Source organism: Vibrio sp. TRT 1302 (genome assembly GCF_050113875.1).
GTDB lineage: Bacteria > Pseudomonadota > Gammaproteobacteria > Enterobacterales > Vibrionaceae > Vibrio.
Genome location: NZ_JBNJOF010000010.1, coordinates 34,532 through 48,818, shown reverse-complemented (window position 1 = coordinate 48,818; position 14,287 = coordinate 34,532). Strand labels below are relative to the sequence as shown.

The window sequence follows — 14,287 nt, the reverse complement described above, 5'->3', positions numbered from 1 at the left end:
ATTAACCCCGCGAGATGTACTGGAGATATCGACGATGACTCAACCTTTCTCTATCGCTATTCATGGCGGTGCAGGGACTATCTTACGTGAGCAGATGAGTGAAGAGCTGAAAGCCTCGATTTTGGCCGATCTTGAAACGTCTGTTCGTGCTGGTCATAAAATACTACTTGAATCAGGCGATGCACTAGATGCGGTAGTCGCTGCAGTCAAGGTTTTAGAGGATTCGGTAAACTTCAACGCCGGTAGAGGATCTGTCTTGACCCACAAAGAGATGGTTGAAATGGATGCTTCAGTCATGCACGGTAAAGAGCTAGATGCAGGCGCTGTTGCTGGAGTGCGTCATGTTCGTAATCCCATTGAGCTTGCGCGTGATGTGATGAAAAAAAGCAATCATGTATTGCTGATTGGAGACGGAGCTGAGGAGTTCGCTTTTGAACTCGGCTATGAGTATACCGAGCAAGACTACTTTTTCACCGAGCGTCGCTATGAGCAGCTACTGTCAATGAAAGAGAAAGGGCTCTTTGCACTCTCAGAATCTAAATACCCAGATGATAAAAAATACGGCACCGTTGGCGCCGTGGCCTTAGATCAGCATGGAAATCTTGCAGCAGCAACAAGCACTGGCGGCATCACCAACAAAAAGTATGGTCGTGTTGGTGATTCATCGATCATTGGTGCGGGAACGTACGCAGAGAATGGTAATGTTGCGGTCTCAACAACCGGCATGGGCGAATACTTTATCCGTAAAACGGTCGCTGGTGATGTCGCAGCTAGAATGCGTTATTTGAAACAAGATGTTCATACCGCGTGTGAAACCGTGATTCAGGGTGAATTAAAACAAATGGGTGGGGAAGGCGGCTTAATCGCCGTTGATGCTCAAGGCGAGTTACATTACGCGATGAATAGCTCGGGAATGTATCGCGCAGGTATCGATGTTAATGGTCATTTGACCGTTAAAATCTATGCTGATGAATAGCCAAATAAAAGACGATAGCTCTAAAAGTTTACCTAACGGACTGATTTATTTCGGTCTTATATTAATCTCTAATGGATTAGCACCATATTACACTTGCATGATTAAAAAATGACTGCAAGAAATGTGATTCGGTGCTAGAATCCATTTTTAACTAGCAATCAGAACTGGAAAGATGGGAAATAACGTAGTCGTTCTAGGCACCCAATGGGGTGACGAAGGTAAAGGTAAAATTGTTGACCTTTTAACTGAAGATGCAAAATATGTGGTTCGTTACCAAGGCGGTCACAATGCAGGCCACACTCTAGTCATTGACGGTCAAAAAACCGTTCTTCACTTGATTCCATCAGGTATCCTTCGCGATAACATCAAATGTGTTATCGGCAATGGTGTTGTACTATCACCTGAAGCTTTAATTAAAGAAATGAAGCCTCTAGAAGAGCGCGGTATTCCGGTGCGTGAGCGTCTTTTCGTTTCTGAAGCTTGTCCTCTAATTCTTCCTTACCATATCGCTATTGACCAAGCGCGTGAAATCGCTCGTGGTAACAAAGCAATTGGTACAACGGGTCGTGGTATCGGTCCAGCTTACGAAGATAAAGTTGCTCGTCGCGGTCTACGTGTTGGCGACCTATTCGATAAAGAAGTTTTCGCAGAGAAGCTAAAAGAAGTCATGGAATTCCATAACTTCCAGCTAGAGCACTTCTACAAAGCTGAAACAGTAAGCTATGACGAAGTTCTAGAGCAATGCATGGGTTACGCTGACCTACTTACTTCTATGGTTATCGACGTAACTAATGAACTTGATGCAGCACGTAAGCGCGGCGACAAGATCATGTTTGAAGGTGCTCAAGGTACACTACTAGATATCGACCACGGTACATACCCATACGTAACTTCTTCTAACACAACTGCTGGTGGTGTTGCTGCGGGTTCTGGTTTCGGTCCTCGTCACATTGGTTACATTCTTGGTATTACTAAAGCGTACTGTACTCGCGTAGGTTCTGGTCCATTCCCAACAGAACTTTACGATGGTCTAGATAAGCAAGACCCAGTAGGTAAGCACCTTGGTAGTGTTGGCCAAGAGTTCGGCGCGACAACTGGTCGTCTACGTCGTACAGGTTGGTTCGATGCAGTAGCAATGCGCCGTGCGGTACAAATCAACTCTATTTCTGGTTTCTGTCTAACTAAACTAGACGTTCTAGATGGTTTGGAAGAGCTAAAAATCTGTACTGGCTACAAGATGAAAGATGGTTCTATCCTAGAAGTTTCTCCAATGGCTGCAGAAGCATTTGAAGAAGCGACACCAATCTACGAAACTATGCCAGGTTGGTCAGAGAACACATTTGGCGCGACATCTATTGATGCGTTACCAAAAGCGGCTCTAGATTACATCAAGCGTATTGAAGAGCTAACAGGCGTAACTGTAGATATCATCTCTACTGGTCCTGACCGTAACGAAACAATCATCAAGGTTCACCCATTCGAATCTTAATTATTGATTGTTATCAGTTATTAGAAACCGGTGCTAAGCACCGGTTTTTTTATGTCTATTTTTCTTGCGATTCTCGATACTTATGGCAACAATTTGCCATAGAGCGGCAATTTTGATTAAAGAGTTAGCACCAGTTGCCGATACTAGTATCAAGCTTGCCGCGTAAGTGGCAAATCTGATGCTGACCTCGGGTTAGTGTCCATAGTCGAAGTTAAGAGTGCAGAAAATGAAGCTAAGAAAATTAGCTGCTTCGATGGTGTTGGCGTTTAGTGCCTCAGTGGTACAGGCAAATGAGTTGTCTGAGATCGGTGAGCCGATACCAATTTATACCGAAGCCGAACTAATTAACCTTATCAACAACAACCAGCATTTAGAACGCGTTAAAGCCGATAACTGCCAGCTTGTTGAGGATATTGTTGCACGTGCGACTCGCATTAGCTTACCTGCGTATGAGTTTTTATACGGAGATATGCTGGCGTGGGGGGTCTGTGTTGATCAGGATGTAGAGTTAGGTCTCTATTACATGGAAAATGCTGCTCATCAAGGTTTGCCCGCCGCACTTGAACAAATTGGTCGTTACTATTCTCGTGGAACATTAGTTCAGCAAGATAAAGAACGTGCGATTCCATATTTGCGTGAAGCGGCATCGATGGGGAACCTCAATGCTCGAATTCATTTGGCGGAGCTATTGCTGCGTGATTATGGGAGTCCACTTGATTACGAAGATGCTTATCGCTGGCTTTATAATTCGGTGACGGCAGACCAGCGAACCCATAAGCGTATTAGTGTACTTAGGCAGGGATTAGAGCGACGAATGCCGCAGAATATTGTTGCCCGAGCTAAGAAGCGCGACACTTTCTGGTAGTTTAAAATCACAACGACTCTTCCTGCACTCAGAGTGGTTTGAGAAACAACAATGCCCAGCGTTTGCTGGGCATTGTTATTTGAAAGATAGGTTATTGAACAATCTCACCGGAATCGATCACGGTCTTGCGCACGATTTTGGTAAATTCAATGGCTTCTTGGCGAATAGCCGCTTCATCGACCGTTAGCATATTACGGTCTTTCATCAGAAGCTTACCATCGACAATTGAGTGGCGTACATTGGCTGAGTTGGCTGAATAAACCAGTGCAGAGTAAGGGTTGTAAACTGGAACCATATTCGGCGCTTTGGTATCCACAACGATAATATCTGCTAACTTACCGACTTCTAGTGAACCAATTTTATCTTCCATGTGTAACGCTTTGGCTGCGCCCATCGTTGCCATATCGATCACTTTGAGTGGTGGCATTGCGGCACGATCCTTGTTGACTAGCTTGTGAACCTTGGCGACTTGGTTGAATTCATCGATTGTGCTCAGAGTATTACCCGACATTGGACCATCAGTACCAAGTCCAATACGTACGCCTTCATCATACATCTTGAGTGCTGGCGATACGCCTTTCGCGGATTTGATGTTAGCACTCATATTGTGGGCAACGCCCATGTTCGACTCTTTGACCAATTTGATATCTTCATCATCGACCAAAATCATATGTGCACCGACTAGGTTCTCATTCAAAGCGCCAATGCTGTGCATATATTGAACGGGTGACATCCCGTTAGCACGCTCGGCGATCTTCTCTTCTTCACGATGTGATTCAGCAAGGTGAATCATGACTGGTACATCATGCTCAAGTGACAACTTAGCCACTTTTTGCAAGGTCTCAGTGGTGTTGGTGTAAGGCGCGTGAGGAGCAAAAGCTGGGGTAATGCGTGGGTGATCTTTGTACTGTTGAATAAAATTCAGCGCGTATTTGATGCCTTCATCAGCATTTGCTGCGTCAGCGACAGGAAACTTAATCACGGTTTCACCAAGAATTGCACGCATGCCAATTTGATCAACAGTCTTAGCCACTTCATCTTCAAAATAGTACATGTCAGCGTAAGTGGTTACGCCCCCTTTGACCATTTCTACGTTACCTAGGTTTGCGCCAATTCTTACCATGTCGCGAGAGACTAACTTTGATTCCAGTGGAAAGATGTAGCGATGGAGGCGATCAGGGACGTCATCGCCGAGTGAACGAAATACGGTCATAGAAACATGAGTATGAGTATTAATTAGACCTGGCATGACAATGTCGCCATCAACATCGAGAGTGGTAAGTGCTTGATATTTATTTGCTAGTTCACTGTCACCCACCGCGATAATCTTATTGCCATTTACGACCACAGTACCATTTTGGTAAATCGTTTTGTCTTGGTTCATGGTCAGAACCATTGCGTCAGTGATCATTAGGTCTACTTGCTCACTGGCAAAGGCAGAGATAGAAATAGAAATAAAGCTGGCGATGGCCGTTGAAAGAAGGGAGCGTTTGATACTCATAGTCATACTCGTGGTAAAAGGTAAGTAAAATTTTCCTGAATCATACCCCTTTCTTTACTTGCTGCAATCGTTTGCCATAGGGCTTGCAACGAAATGTGATCTTTATCCTATGATATAAAGGCTTGTGAAAAACGATGCTAAGTTATGAAAAATACGTTGAAAAAACACGTTTTTAACCTTGCTGACCTGTAGCTTATACCGGGACTCAGATATACTAGTTGCTATAACCTTCCTTACATTTTAGGCGCGCCTATGTCAGACATTATTCCTAACGACCCATTTGCAGATCGTGAGTCGGAGAACTACGAAAACCCAATCCCAAGCCGAGAGTTTATTCTAGAGTTTTTGCATCAAGCGGGTGTTCCCATGAACCGCAACGATCTATTTGACGCATTGCAGTTGAATGGAGAAGAGCACTATGAAGGTCTGCGTCGCAGACTGCGTGCGATGGAGCGTGATGGACAGCTGGTCTTTACGCGTCGTCAGTGCTACGCCTTGCCAGAAAAACTGGAGATGGTGAAGGGCTACGTAATTGGCCACAAAGATGGTCATGGTTGGGTGCGTCCAGAAGGCAGTGTGGGCAAGGATAATGATATTGTTCTGCCTCATCACCAAATGAAAAATATCATCCACGGTGATTATGTACTGGTTCAGCCAACCGAAAACTCTAAGCGCGGACGTAAGGAAGGTCGGTTAGTTCGCGTTTTAGAAGAGCGTCAGACTCAAATAGTAGGACGTTTCTTTATGGAATATGGCTACTCATATGTTGTGCCTGATGACTCTCGAATCTCACAGGACATTCTGATCCCGAACGATTTACGTGCAGGTGCACGTATGGGTAATGTCGTTGTTATCGAGATTACCGATCGCGGAACGCGCTCACGCGGTATGATGGGTAAGGTTATTGAAGTACTTGGCGAAAACATGGCGCCGGGTATGGAGACACAAATCGCGATTCGTACACATCAGATCCCACACGAATGGCCTGAGGCTGTAGATAAGCAGATCGCCAACTTAGGCGAAGAAGTGCCTGAAGAAGCGAAAGTAGGGCGTGTTGACCTCCGTGAGTTGCCACTCGTGACAATCGATGGCGAAGATGCGCGAGACTTCGATGATGCCGTTTACTGTGAAGCGAAAAAAGGTGGCGGCTGGCGTTTATGGGTCGCCATCGCAGATGTGAGCTACTACGTAAGACCGGATACCGCTTTAGATAAAGAAGCAATTAATCGTGGTAACTCAGTTTACTTCCCATCGCAAGTTGTACCTATGTTGCCAGAGGTTCTGTCAAATGGTCTCTGTTCACTTAACCCGCAGGTTGACCGCTTGTGTATGGTGTGTGAAATGACGATATCAGAGTCAGGTAAGCTGTCGGGTTACAAACACTACGAAGCGGTGATGAACTCTCATGCTCGTCTGACTTACAGCAAGGTGCATGACATTCTTGAGGGAAATGAAGAACTACGAACTCGTTATGAGCCATTAGTTCCTCACCTAGAAGAACTGCACAAAATGTACAAAGTGCTGAAACGCGCTCGCGATAACCGTGGTGCGATTGAATTCGAAACGGTAGAAACCAAGTTCATTTTCAATGCGGAGCGCAAGATAGAGAGTATTGAGCCCGTCATTCGTAACGATGCGCATAAGCTCATCGAGGAATGTATGATTTTGGCAAACATCGCGTCAGCATCTTTGGTTGAGAAAGCAAAAGAAGCCGCGCTGTATCGTATCCATGAATCTCCAGGTGAACTTCGCCTACAAGGTTTCCGCGATTTCTTAGGCGAGTTGGGCTTGCACCTGAATGGTGGTTTGGAGCCGTCACCAACAGACTATGCTGATCTGGTGAAACAGATTGCTGAGCGTCAAGACAGGGAGCTCATTCAAACCATGTTGCTTCGTTCAATGAAGCAAGCGGTGTACAACGCGGATAACTGTGGCCACTTCGGTTTGGCACTGAAACGTTACGCACATTTTACTTCTCCTATCCGTCGCTACCCAGACTTGTTGCTACATCGTGCAATCAAGTATCTCATCGCGAAAGAAGAGGGACGTAATCAAGACCGTTGGACGCCGACGGGGGGTTACCACTACTCATTCGATGATATGGATTTCTACGGCGAGCAGTGTTCGATGACAGAGCGACGAGCTGACGATGCCACCCGTGAAGTCTCTGATTGGCTGAAATGTGAATACATGCAAGATCACGTCGGTGAAGAGCTAGAAGGCGTAATTGCCAACGTTACCGGTTTTGGATTCTTTGTTCGTTTAACGGATTTGCACATTGATGGATTAGTGCATATTTCGGCTCTTGCTAATGATTACTATCAATTTGATCCTATCGGTCAAAGACTTATCGGGGAAAGCTTTGGTGCGATTTATCGCTTGGGTGACGCAGTCAAAGTGAAAGTCCTGTCGGTCAATCTGGATGACAGACAAATAGACTTTGAATTAGTAGAAACAAGTCGTAAGCTACGCGGCGAAGGAAAGACGGCCAAGAAACGTGTCGCAGAGGCAAAGAGAAAAGCCAAAGAGAAAAAACGTGTTGCGACCAAGGGTGGACGAGCGGCGGCAGAAGTCGAGCCGACTAAGCGACCTGAACCTAAAGAGGCAGCGAAAAAGCCTAAGGTGACAAAAGCTCGCAAGAAGAAAGCTGGCAATAAGCCGAAGAAGACCAAACGTAGCAAAAAAGCAGCACAGTGAACTAAACGAACAGGTTTTTAAATGAGTAACGAATATATTTACGGTATTCACGCAGTTAAAGCAGTACTAAGTCGTGAACCAGAGCGCTTTATTGAAGCGTTTGTGCTTAAAGGTCGCCAAGACGAACGCCTGATGCCGATCCTAAATGAACTTAACGTTTGTGGTGTCTCGATCCAACAGATGACGCGCAAGACGTTGGACGAAAAAGCGAGTGGGGCAAACCACCAAGGTATTATGGCTCGTGTTAAGCCAGCGAAACAGCTCAACGAACATGACCTTGATGACATCCTTGCTCAACACGAAGCTCCGCTTTTATTGGTGTTAGATGGTGTCACTGATCCGCATAACCTAGGTGCTTGTTTGCGTAATGCAGACGCGGCTGGCGTGGCTGCGGTGATTGTGCCTAAAGACCGCTCTGCCAACATTACGGCGACAGTAAGTAAAGTGGCTTGTGGTGCGGCTGAAATGGTACCGCTAGTCCGAGTGACTAACCTCGCTCGTACAATGCGTACGCTACAAGAGCAGGGCATTTGGTTTGTAGGCACCGCGGGTGAAGCGACTCATGACATTTATCAAGCGAAACTGACTGGCCCACTTGCTATTGTTATGGGGGCTGAGGGGGACGGCATGCGCCGACTAACTCGCGAAACCTGCGATGACCTGATTAAAATCCCTATGGCTGGAACCGTTTCAAGCTTGAACGTATCAGTTGCTTCAGGCATTTGTTTGTTTGAAGCGGTACGCCAGAGACTCGCGTAACTGGCTAAGAGCCAGCTTCGCCCTCTATGTACAAAAATGCAGACTGTTTATTCAGGCTGCATTTTTTTTAGAGCGCATGAATTTGAGACCAAGAGGCTTTGATTGGAGTCGCGTGCTGAAAAAGAGACGCTGTTAGCAACCAGCTTGTTCATCTTTTACGTTTATTTTTCACCCAGCACTTGCAAGTAAAACTGTGATCTGTATAATGCAGCGCACTGGTTAAGCCAGTTGTGAACCAATGAGCAGCGAGGAGCTGACTTATCTTATTGATTTGTCAGGTAATGTAAACTCAGCTTATGTTCGCGGTTAATACAATTAGCTATCTATTCTTCGGAATAACTATTCCCAGAGGTGACTCTGACATATAGGGATGGTTAATCGAAAATTAACTGACAATGCGTCCTAATCTTGGATGCTACGGTTTCACATGAATCAATCGGCATTCTCTCGTTTTAACGAGTCTGAGTGGCGATATTGTTTGTGTAATTTTTAATATTGGAGCTCTGTCTCATGCAGAACCAACGTATCCGTATCCGCCTAAAAGCTTTCGATTACAAACTAATCGATGCTTCTACAGCGGAAATCGTTGAAACAGCTAAGCGCACTGGCGCACAGGTTCGTGGTCCAATCCCACTACCTACTCGTAAAGAGCGTTTCACAGTTCTTATCTCTCCACACGTTAACAAGAAAGCACGTGACCAGTACGAAATCCGTACTCACAAGCGTCTAATCGACATCGTTGAGCCAACAGACAAAACTGTTGATGCTCTAATGCGTCTAGACCTTGCTGCGGGCGTTGACGTTCAAATTAGCCTAGGTTAAGGGAGATTAGAAGAATGATTGGTCTAATCGGTCGTAAAGTGGGCATGACCCGCGTATTTACTGAAGAAGGCGTTTCTATCCCAGTAACAGTTGTTGAGGTTGAAGCTAACCGTGTTTCTCAAGTTAAAACTCTTGAGACAGATGGCTACGCAGCAATCCAGGTTACTACTGGTGCTAAGAAAGCTAACCGCGTAACTAAGCCAGAAGCAGGTCACTTTGCTAAAGCAGGTGTTGAAGCTGGTCGTGGTCTTTGGGAATTCCGTTTGGAAAACGGTGAAGAGTTTGCAGTTGGCGCTGAGCTAACAGTTGAACTATTCAACGATACTAAGAAAGTAGACGTTACTGGTACATCTAAAGGTAAAGGTTTCCAAGGCGCTGTTAAGCGTTGGAACTTCCGCACTCAAGATGCTACTCACGGTAACTCATTGTCTCACCGTGCTCCTGGTTCTATCGGTCAATGTCAGACTCCAGGTCGCGTATTTAAAGGCAAGAAAATGGCAGGTCACATGGGTGCTGAGCGTGTAACGACTCAAAACCTAGAGATCGTACGTGTTGACGCTGAGCGCAACCTGCTTCTTATTAAAGGTGCAGTCCCAGGCGCAACTGGCGGCAACGTGATCGTTAAACCAGCTGTTAAAGCATAACGTCTCAGGAGTAAGTAATGGAACTAATGGTTAAAGGTGCTGATGCACTAACTGTTTCCGAAACTACTTTCGGACGTGAGTTTAACGAAGCTCTTGTACACCAAGTAGTTGTTGCATACGCAGCAGGTGCTCGTCAAGGTACACGTGCTCAGAAAACACGTTCTGAAGTATCTGGCGGTGGCGCTAAGCCATGGCGTCAAAAAGGTACTGGCCGTGCTCGTGCTGGTACAATTCGTAGCCCAATCTGGCGTACAGGTGGTGTTACTTTTGCTGCGAAACCACAAGATCACAGCCAAAAAGTAAACAAAAAAATGTACCGTGGTGCTATGAAGAGCATTCTTTCTGAGCTAGTTCGTCAAGAGCGTCTAATCGTTGTTGATAACTTCTCAGTAGAAGCACCAAAAACTAAAGAGCTTGTAGCTAAGCTGAAAGAGCTTGAGCTAACAGACGCTCTAATCGTGACTAGCGAAGTAGATGAGAATCTATTCCTAGCTGCTCGTAACCTATACAAAGTTGACGCACGTGACGTAGCTGGTATCGACCCAGTGTCTCTAATCGCGTTCGACAAAGTTGTAATGACTGCAGACGCAGTTAAGCAAGTTGAGGAGATGCTAGCATGATCACTGAAGAGCGTATCCTAAAAGTTCTACGTGCACCGCACATCTCTGAAAAAGCAACTATGGCAGCTGAGAAAGCGAACACTATCGTTTTCAAAGTAGCTAAAGATGCAACTAAAAAAGAGATCAAAGCAGCTGTAGAAAAGCTATTTGAAGTTGAAGTTAAGTCTGTAAATACTCTTATCAATAAGGGTAAGACCAAACGTCAAGGTCTACGCCAAGGTCGCCGCAGCGACGTTAAGAAAGCGTACGTTACTTTGAAAGAAGGTCAAGATCTTGACTTCGTTGGCGGCGCGGAATAACAGGAGTAGTTGAGAAATGGCTATTGTTAAATGTAAGCCGACTTCCCCTGGTCGTCGTCACGTTGTTAAAGTTGTTAACGCTGACCTACACAAGGGCAAGCCATACGCACCTCTTCTAGAGAAAAACTCTAAGAACGGTGGTCGTAACAACAACGGTCGTATTACAGTACGTCACATCGGCGGTGGTCACAAGCACCACTACCGTGTAATTGACTTCAAACGTACTAAAGACGGTATCCCAGCGAAAGTTGAGCGTCTAGAATACGATCCAAACCGTAGCGCTAACATCGCTCTAGTTCTGTACGCAGACGGTGAGCGTCGTTACATCCTAGCACCTAAAGGTGTTCAAGCTGGTGATGCTATCCAGTCTGGTGTTGATGCACCAATCAAAGCTGGTAACACTCTACCAATGCGTAACATCCCAGTAGGTTCAACTGTACACAACGTTGAACTAAAACCTGGTAAAGGTGGTCAGCTAGCTCGTTCGGCTGGTGCATATGCTCAAATCGTTGCTCGCGACGGTGCATACGTAACTATCCGTCTACGTTCTGGCGAAATGCGCAAAGTACTATCTGAAGGCCGTGCAACAATCGGTGAAGTTGGTAACTCTGAGCACATGCTACGTGAACTTGGTAAAGCTGGTGCTAACCGCTGGCGCGGTGTTCGTCCAACCGTTCGTGGTGTTGTGATGAACCCAGTAGACCACCCACACGGTGGTGGTGAAGGCCGTACTTCTGGTGGTCGTCACCCAGTTTCACCATGGGGTCAGCCAACTAAAGGCTTCAAGACTCGTAAGAACAAACGCACTGACAAGTACATCGTACGTCGTCGTAACAAGTAATCTATTTAAAGAGGAATCGCCATGCCACGTTCTCTCAAGAAAGGTCCATTTATTGACCTACACTTGCTGAAGAAGGTAGAGAAAGCGGTGGAAAGCGGAGACAAAAAGCCTATTAAGACTTGGTCCCGTCGTTCAATGATCATCCCTACGATGATCGGTTTGACCATCGCTGTCCATAATGGTCGTCAGCACGTACCAGTATTCGTAACCGAAGAAATGATCGGTCACAAACTGGGTGAATTCGCACCAACACGTACTTACCGCGGCCATGTCGTGGATAAGAAAGCTAAGAAGCGTTAAGGAGTAGATGATGGAAGCACTAGCTAAACATAACTTTGCTCGCATTTCGCCTCAGAAAGCTCGCTTAGTTGCGGACCAAATTCGTGGAAAATCTGTAGACCAGGCTCTAGAAATCCTGACTTTCAGCAACAAAAAAGCTGCTGAACTGATCAAGAAAGTTCTTGAGTCAGCTATCGCTAACGCGGAGCACAATGAAGGCGCAGATATTGACGATCTAAATGTCGCAAAAATCTTCGTAGATGAAGGCCCAATCATGAAGCGTATTATGCCTCGTGCTAAAGGTCGTGCGGATCGTATCTTGAAGCGTTCAAGCCACATCACTGTTGTTGTAGCAGATCGCTAAGAGACTAGGAGAGTAAGCAATGGGTCAAAAAGTACATCCTAATGGTATTCGTTTAGGCATCGTTAAGCCTTGGAATGCTACATGGTTTGCTAACACCAAAGAATTCGCTGACAACCTAGACGGCGACTTCAAGGTACGTCAGTTCCTTACAAGTGAACTGAAAAAAGCATCACTTTCACGCATCGTTATCGAGCGTCCTGCTAAGAGCATCCGTGTGACTATTCACACTGCTCGTCCAGGCGTAGTAATCGGTAAGAAAGGTGAAGACGTAGAAAAACTACGTGCAGCTGTAGCTAAAATCGCAGGTGTACCAGCGCAAATTAACATCGCTGAAGTACGTAAACCTGAGCTAGATGCACAGCTTGTTGGTGATAGCATCGCGTCTCAGCTAGAGCGTCGTGTTATGTTCCGTCGTGCTATGAAGCGCGCGGTACAAAACGCTATGCGTCTAGGCGCTAAAGGCATCAAAGTAGAAGTAAGCGGTCGTCTAGGCGGCGCTGAAATCGCACGTTCTGAGTGGTACCGTGAAGGTCGTGTACCTCTACACACTCTACGTGCTGACATTGATTACGCAACTTCTTCGGCTCACACCCAATACGGTGTGATCGGCATTAAAGTTTGGATCTTCAAAGGTGAGATTCTAGGCGGTATGCCAGCAGCTAACGCTGTAGAGCCTAAAGGCGATAAGCCTAAGAAGCAGCGCAAAGGCCGTAAGTAAGGAGTCGACAGATGCTACAACCTAAACGTACTAAGTTCCGTAAGGTTCAGACTGGTCGTAACCGTGGTCTAGCTAAAGGTACTGATGTAAGCTTCGGCGAATTCGGTCTTAAAGCTGTAGGCCGTGGTCGTCTAACTGCTCGTCAAATCGAAGCGGCACGTCGTGCAATGACACGTCACGTTAAGCGTCAAGGTAAAATCTGGATCCGTGTGTTCCCAGACAAACCTATCACAGAAAAACCACTTGAAGTTCGTCAAGGTAAGGGTAAAGGTAACGTTGAGTACTGGGTAGCCCAAATCCAACCTGGTAAGGTTATGTACGAAATGGGTGGTGTACCTGAAGAATTGGCTCGTGAAGCGTTCCGTCTAGCGGCTCGCAAACTGCCATTCAAAACTACATTTGTAACTAAGCAGGTGATGTGATGAAAGCACAAGATCTACGCGAGAAAAGCGTTGAAGAGCTTAACGCTGAGCTATTGAATTTGCTACGCGAACAGTTCAACTTGCGCATGCAAGCTGCAACTGGTCAGCTACAGCAAACTCATACTCTGAAAGCTGTACGCCGTGATATCGCACGTGTGAAAACTGTTTTGACTGAGAAGGCAGGCGCATAATGAGCGAAGTAAAACGTACTCAACAAGGTCGTGTAGTTAGCGACAAGATGGACAAGTCTATCGTTGTTGCTATCGAACGCATGGTTAAACACCCAATTTACGGTAAATTCGTAAAGCGTACGACTAAAGTACACGCACATGACGAAAACAACGAATGTGGCCTAGGCGACAAAGTTGAAATCGCAGAGTGTCGTCCACTGTCTAAGACTAAGTCTTGGACTTTGGTAAAAGTTGTAGAAAAGGCGAAGATGTAATCTTCACTCTTCTATAAACAAAAACGGCTCCAAAATTTTTTTTGGAGCCGTTTATTTTTTGACTACCCATTAATAAAAAAGGGTGGTACAATTCGCGTCCCTTTTAAAGAGGCAGCCCGACCCGTGAGGGTCTAGTTTTTTTATATATTTAGCGGAGCACTAACATGATCCAAATGCAAAGTATGCTGGACGCAGCTGATAACTCAGGCGCTCGCAGCGTAATGTGTATTAAGGTTCTGGGTGGCTCTCACCGCCGTTATGCACATATCGGTGACATCATCAAAGTTACAGTTAAGGAAGCAATTCCTCGCGGTAAAGTTAAAAAAGGTGATGTACTGAAGGCGGTGGTAGTTCGCACCCGTAAAGGCGTACGTCGTCCAGACGGTTCTGTCATTCGCTTCGACCGTAATGCTTGCGTATTGTTAAATGACAACACTGAGCAACCAATCGGTACACGTATCTTTGGTCCTGTGACTCGCGAACTTCGTGGCGATAAGTTCATGAAGATCGTTTCACTGGCTCCAGAAGTTCTGTAAGGAGCACGTA

Annotated in this window: 18 protein-coding genes; 17 read left to right on the top strand and 1 reads right to left on the bottom strand. The window is 45.9% G+C overall.

Annotated features, from left to right (window positions below; genetic code table 11):
* Window positions 1-34: 34 nt before the first annotated feature.
* The 3 genes from ACQEXP_RS13140 (at window position 35) to motX (ending at window position 3,330) form a co-directional block, all read left to right on the top strand.
* Window positions 35-976, top strand: a complete 942-nt coding sequence (locus ACQEXP_RS13140; RefSeq protein WP_426970361.1) for an isoaspartyl peptidase/L-asparaginase family protein — start codon at window positions 35-37, stop codon at window positions 974-976.
* Between the two features lie 172 nt (window positions 977-1,148).
* Complete coding sequence (locus tag ACQEXP_RS13135) at window positions 1,149-2,465, top strand: adenylosuccinate synthase (RefSeq protein ID WP_138972773.1); 1,317 nt, start codon at window positions 1,149-1,151, stop codon at window positions 2,463-2,465.
* Between the two features lie 226 nt (window positions 2,466-2,691).
* Complete coding sequence (gene motX / locus ACQEXP_RS13130; protein ID WP_138972774.1) at window positions 2,692-3,330, top strand: flagellar protein MotX; 639 nt, start codon at window positions 2,692-2,694, stop codon at window positions 3,328-3,330.
* 91 nt (window positions 3,331-3,421) lie between these two features.
* On the opposite strand, the gene ACQEXP_RS13125 is transcribed toward motX, so the two are convergent.
* On the bottom strand, window positions 3,422-4,831 hold the full coding sequence (locus ACQEXP_RS13125; protein WP_426970359.1) for an amidohydrolase: 1,410 nt from the start codon (window positions 4,829-4,831) through the stop codon (window positions 3,422-3,424).
* Window positions 4,832-5,083: 252 nt separating this feature from the next.
* Between ACQEXP_RS13125 and rnr the strand changes: the two genes are divergently transcribed.
* The 14 genes from rnr (at window position 5,084) to rplN (ending at window position 14,277) form a co-directional block, all read left to right on the top strand.
* Window positions 5,084-7,528 (top strand): ribonuclease R, encoded by a 2,445-nt coding sequence (rnr, locus tag ACQEXP_RS13120; RefSeq protein ID WP_426952968.1) that lies wholly within the window; start codon window positions 5,084-5,086, stop codon window positions 7,526-7,528.
* 21 nt (window positions 7,529-7,549) lie between these two features.
* The gene (gene rlmB, locus ACQEXP_RS13115) at window positions 7,550-8,287 is read left to right on the top strand and encodes a 23S rRNA (guanosine(2251)-2'-O)-methyltransferase RlmB (protein WP_426970357.1); all 738 of its coding nucleotides are present in this window, start codon (window positions 7,550-7,552) and stop codon (window positions 8,285-8,287) included.
* A 510-nt stretch (window positions 8,288-8,797) separates the two neighbouring features.
* Window positions 8,798-9,109, top strand: a complete 312-nt coding sequence (gene rpsJ / locus ACQEXP_RS13110) for a 30S ribosomal protein S10 (RefSeq protein ID WP_004410492.1) — start codon at window positions 8,798-8,800, stop codon at window positions 9,107-9,109.
* A 14-nt stretch (window positions 9,110-9,123) separates the two neighbouring features.
* Window positions 9,124-9,753, top strand: coding sequence for a 50S ribosomal protein L3 (gene rplC, locus ACQEXP_RS13105; protein ID WP_138972777.1), 630 nt, complete (start codon window positions 9,124-9,126; stop codon window positions 9,751-9,753).
* Window positions 9,754-9,770: 17 nt separating this feature from the next.
* Window positions 9,771-10,373: a 50S ribosomal protein L4 gene (gene rplD, locus ACQEXP_RS13100; RefSeq protein WP_138972778.1), complete on the top strand. Its 603-nt coding sequence runs from the start codon at window positions 9,771-9,773 to the stop codon at window positions 10,371-10,373.
* Window positions 10,370-10,672: a 50S ribosomal protein L23 gene (rplW, locus tag ACQEXP_RS13095; RefSeq protein ID WP_093278415.1), complete on the top strand. Its 303-nt coding sequence runs from the start codon at window positions 10,370-10,372 to the stop codon at window positions 10,670-10,672. The genes rplD and rplW overlap by 4 nt, the downstream gene beginning before the upstream one ends.
* Window positions 10,673-10,688: 16 nt before the next feature.
* The gene (rplB, locus tag ACQEXP_RS13090; RefSeq protein ID WP_138972779.1) at window positions 10,689-11,513 is read left to right on the top strand and encodes a 50S ribosomal protein L2; all 825 of its coding nucleotides are present in this window, start codon (window positions 10,689-10,691) and stop codon (window positions 11,511-11,513) included.
* A gap of 21 nt (window positions 11,514-11,534) precedes the next feature.
* On the top strand, window positions 11,535-11,813 hold the full coding sequence (rpsS, locus tag ACQEXP_RS13085) for a 30S ribosomal protein S19 (protein WP_004745876.1): 279 nt from the start codon (window positions 11,535-11,537) through the stop codon (window positions 11,811-11,813).
* Window positions 11,814-11,823: 10 nt separating this feature from the next.
* Window positions 11,824-12,156, top strand: a complete 333-nt coding sequence (gene rplV / locus ACQEXP_RS13080) for a 50S ribosomal protein L22 (protein WP_004410462.1) — start codon at window positions 11,824-11,826, stop codon at window positions 12,154-12,156.
* Between the two features lie 19 nt (window positions 12,157-12,175).
* On the top strand, window positions 12,176-12,874 hold the full coding sequence (gene rpsC, locus ACQEXP_RS13075; RefSeq protein ID WP_114787361.1) for a 30S ribosomal protein S3: 699 nt from the start codon (window positions 12,176-12,178) through the stop codon (window positions 12,872-12,874).
* 11 nt (window positions 12,875-12,885) lie between these two features.
* Window positions 12,886-13,296 carry a 50S ribosomal protein L16 gene (gene rplP / locus ACQEXP_RS13070; protein WP_005379577.1) on the top strand — a complete coding sequence of 137 codons (411 nt, stop codon included), beginning with the start codon at window positions 12,886-12,888 and terminating at the stop codon, window positions 13,294-13,296.
* Window positions 13,296-13,487, top strand: coding sequence for a 50S ribosomal protein L29 (gene rpmC, locus ACQEXP_RS13065; protein ID WP_004410456.1), 192 nt, complete (start codon window positions 13,296-13,298; stop codon window positions 13,485-13,487). Before rplP ends, rpmC begins: the two co-directional genes overlap by 1 nt.
* A complete protein-coding gene (rpsQ, locus tag ACQEXP_RS13060; protein WP_005450571.1) occupies window positions 13,487-13,741 on the top strand; it encodes a 30S ribosomal protein S17 in 255 nt (84 codons plus the stop codon). The genes rpmC and rpsQ overlap by 1 nt, the downstream gene beginning before the upstream one ends.
* Window positions 13,742-13,905: 164 nt before the next feature.
* Window positions 13,906-14,277 (top strand): 50S ribosomal protein L14, encoded by a 372-nt coding sequence (gene rplN, locus ACQEXP_RS13055; protein WP_053410103.1) that lies wholly within the window; start codon window positions 13,906-13,908, stop codon window positions 14,275-14,277.
* Window positions 14,278-14,287: the final 10 nt, after the last annotated feature.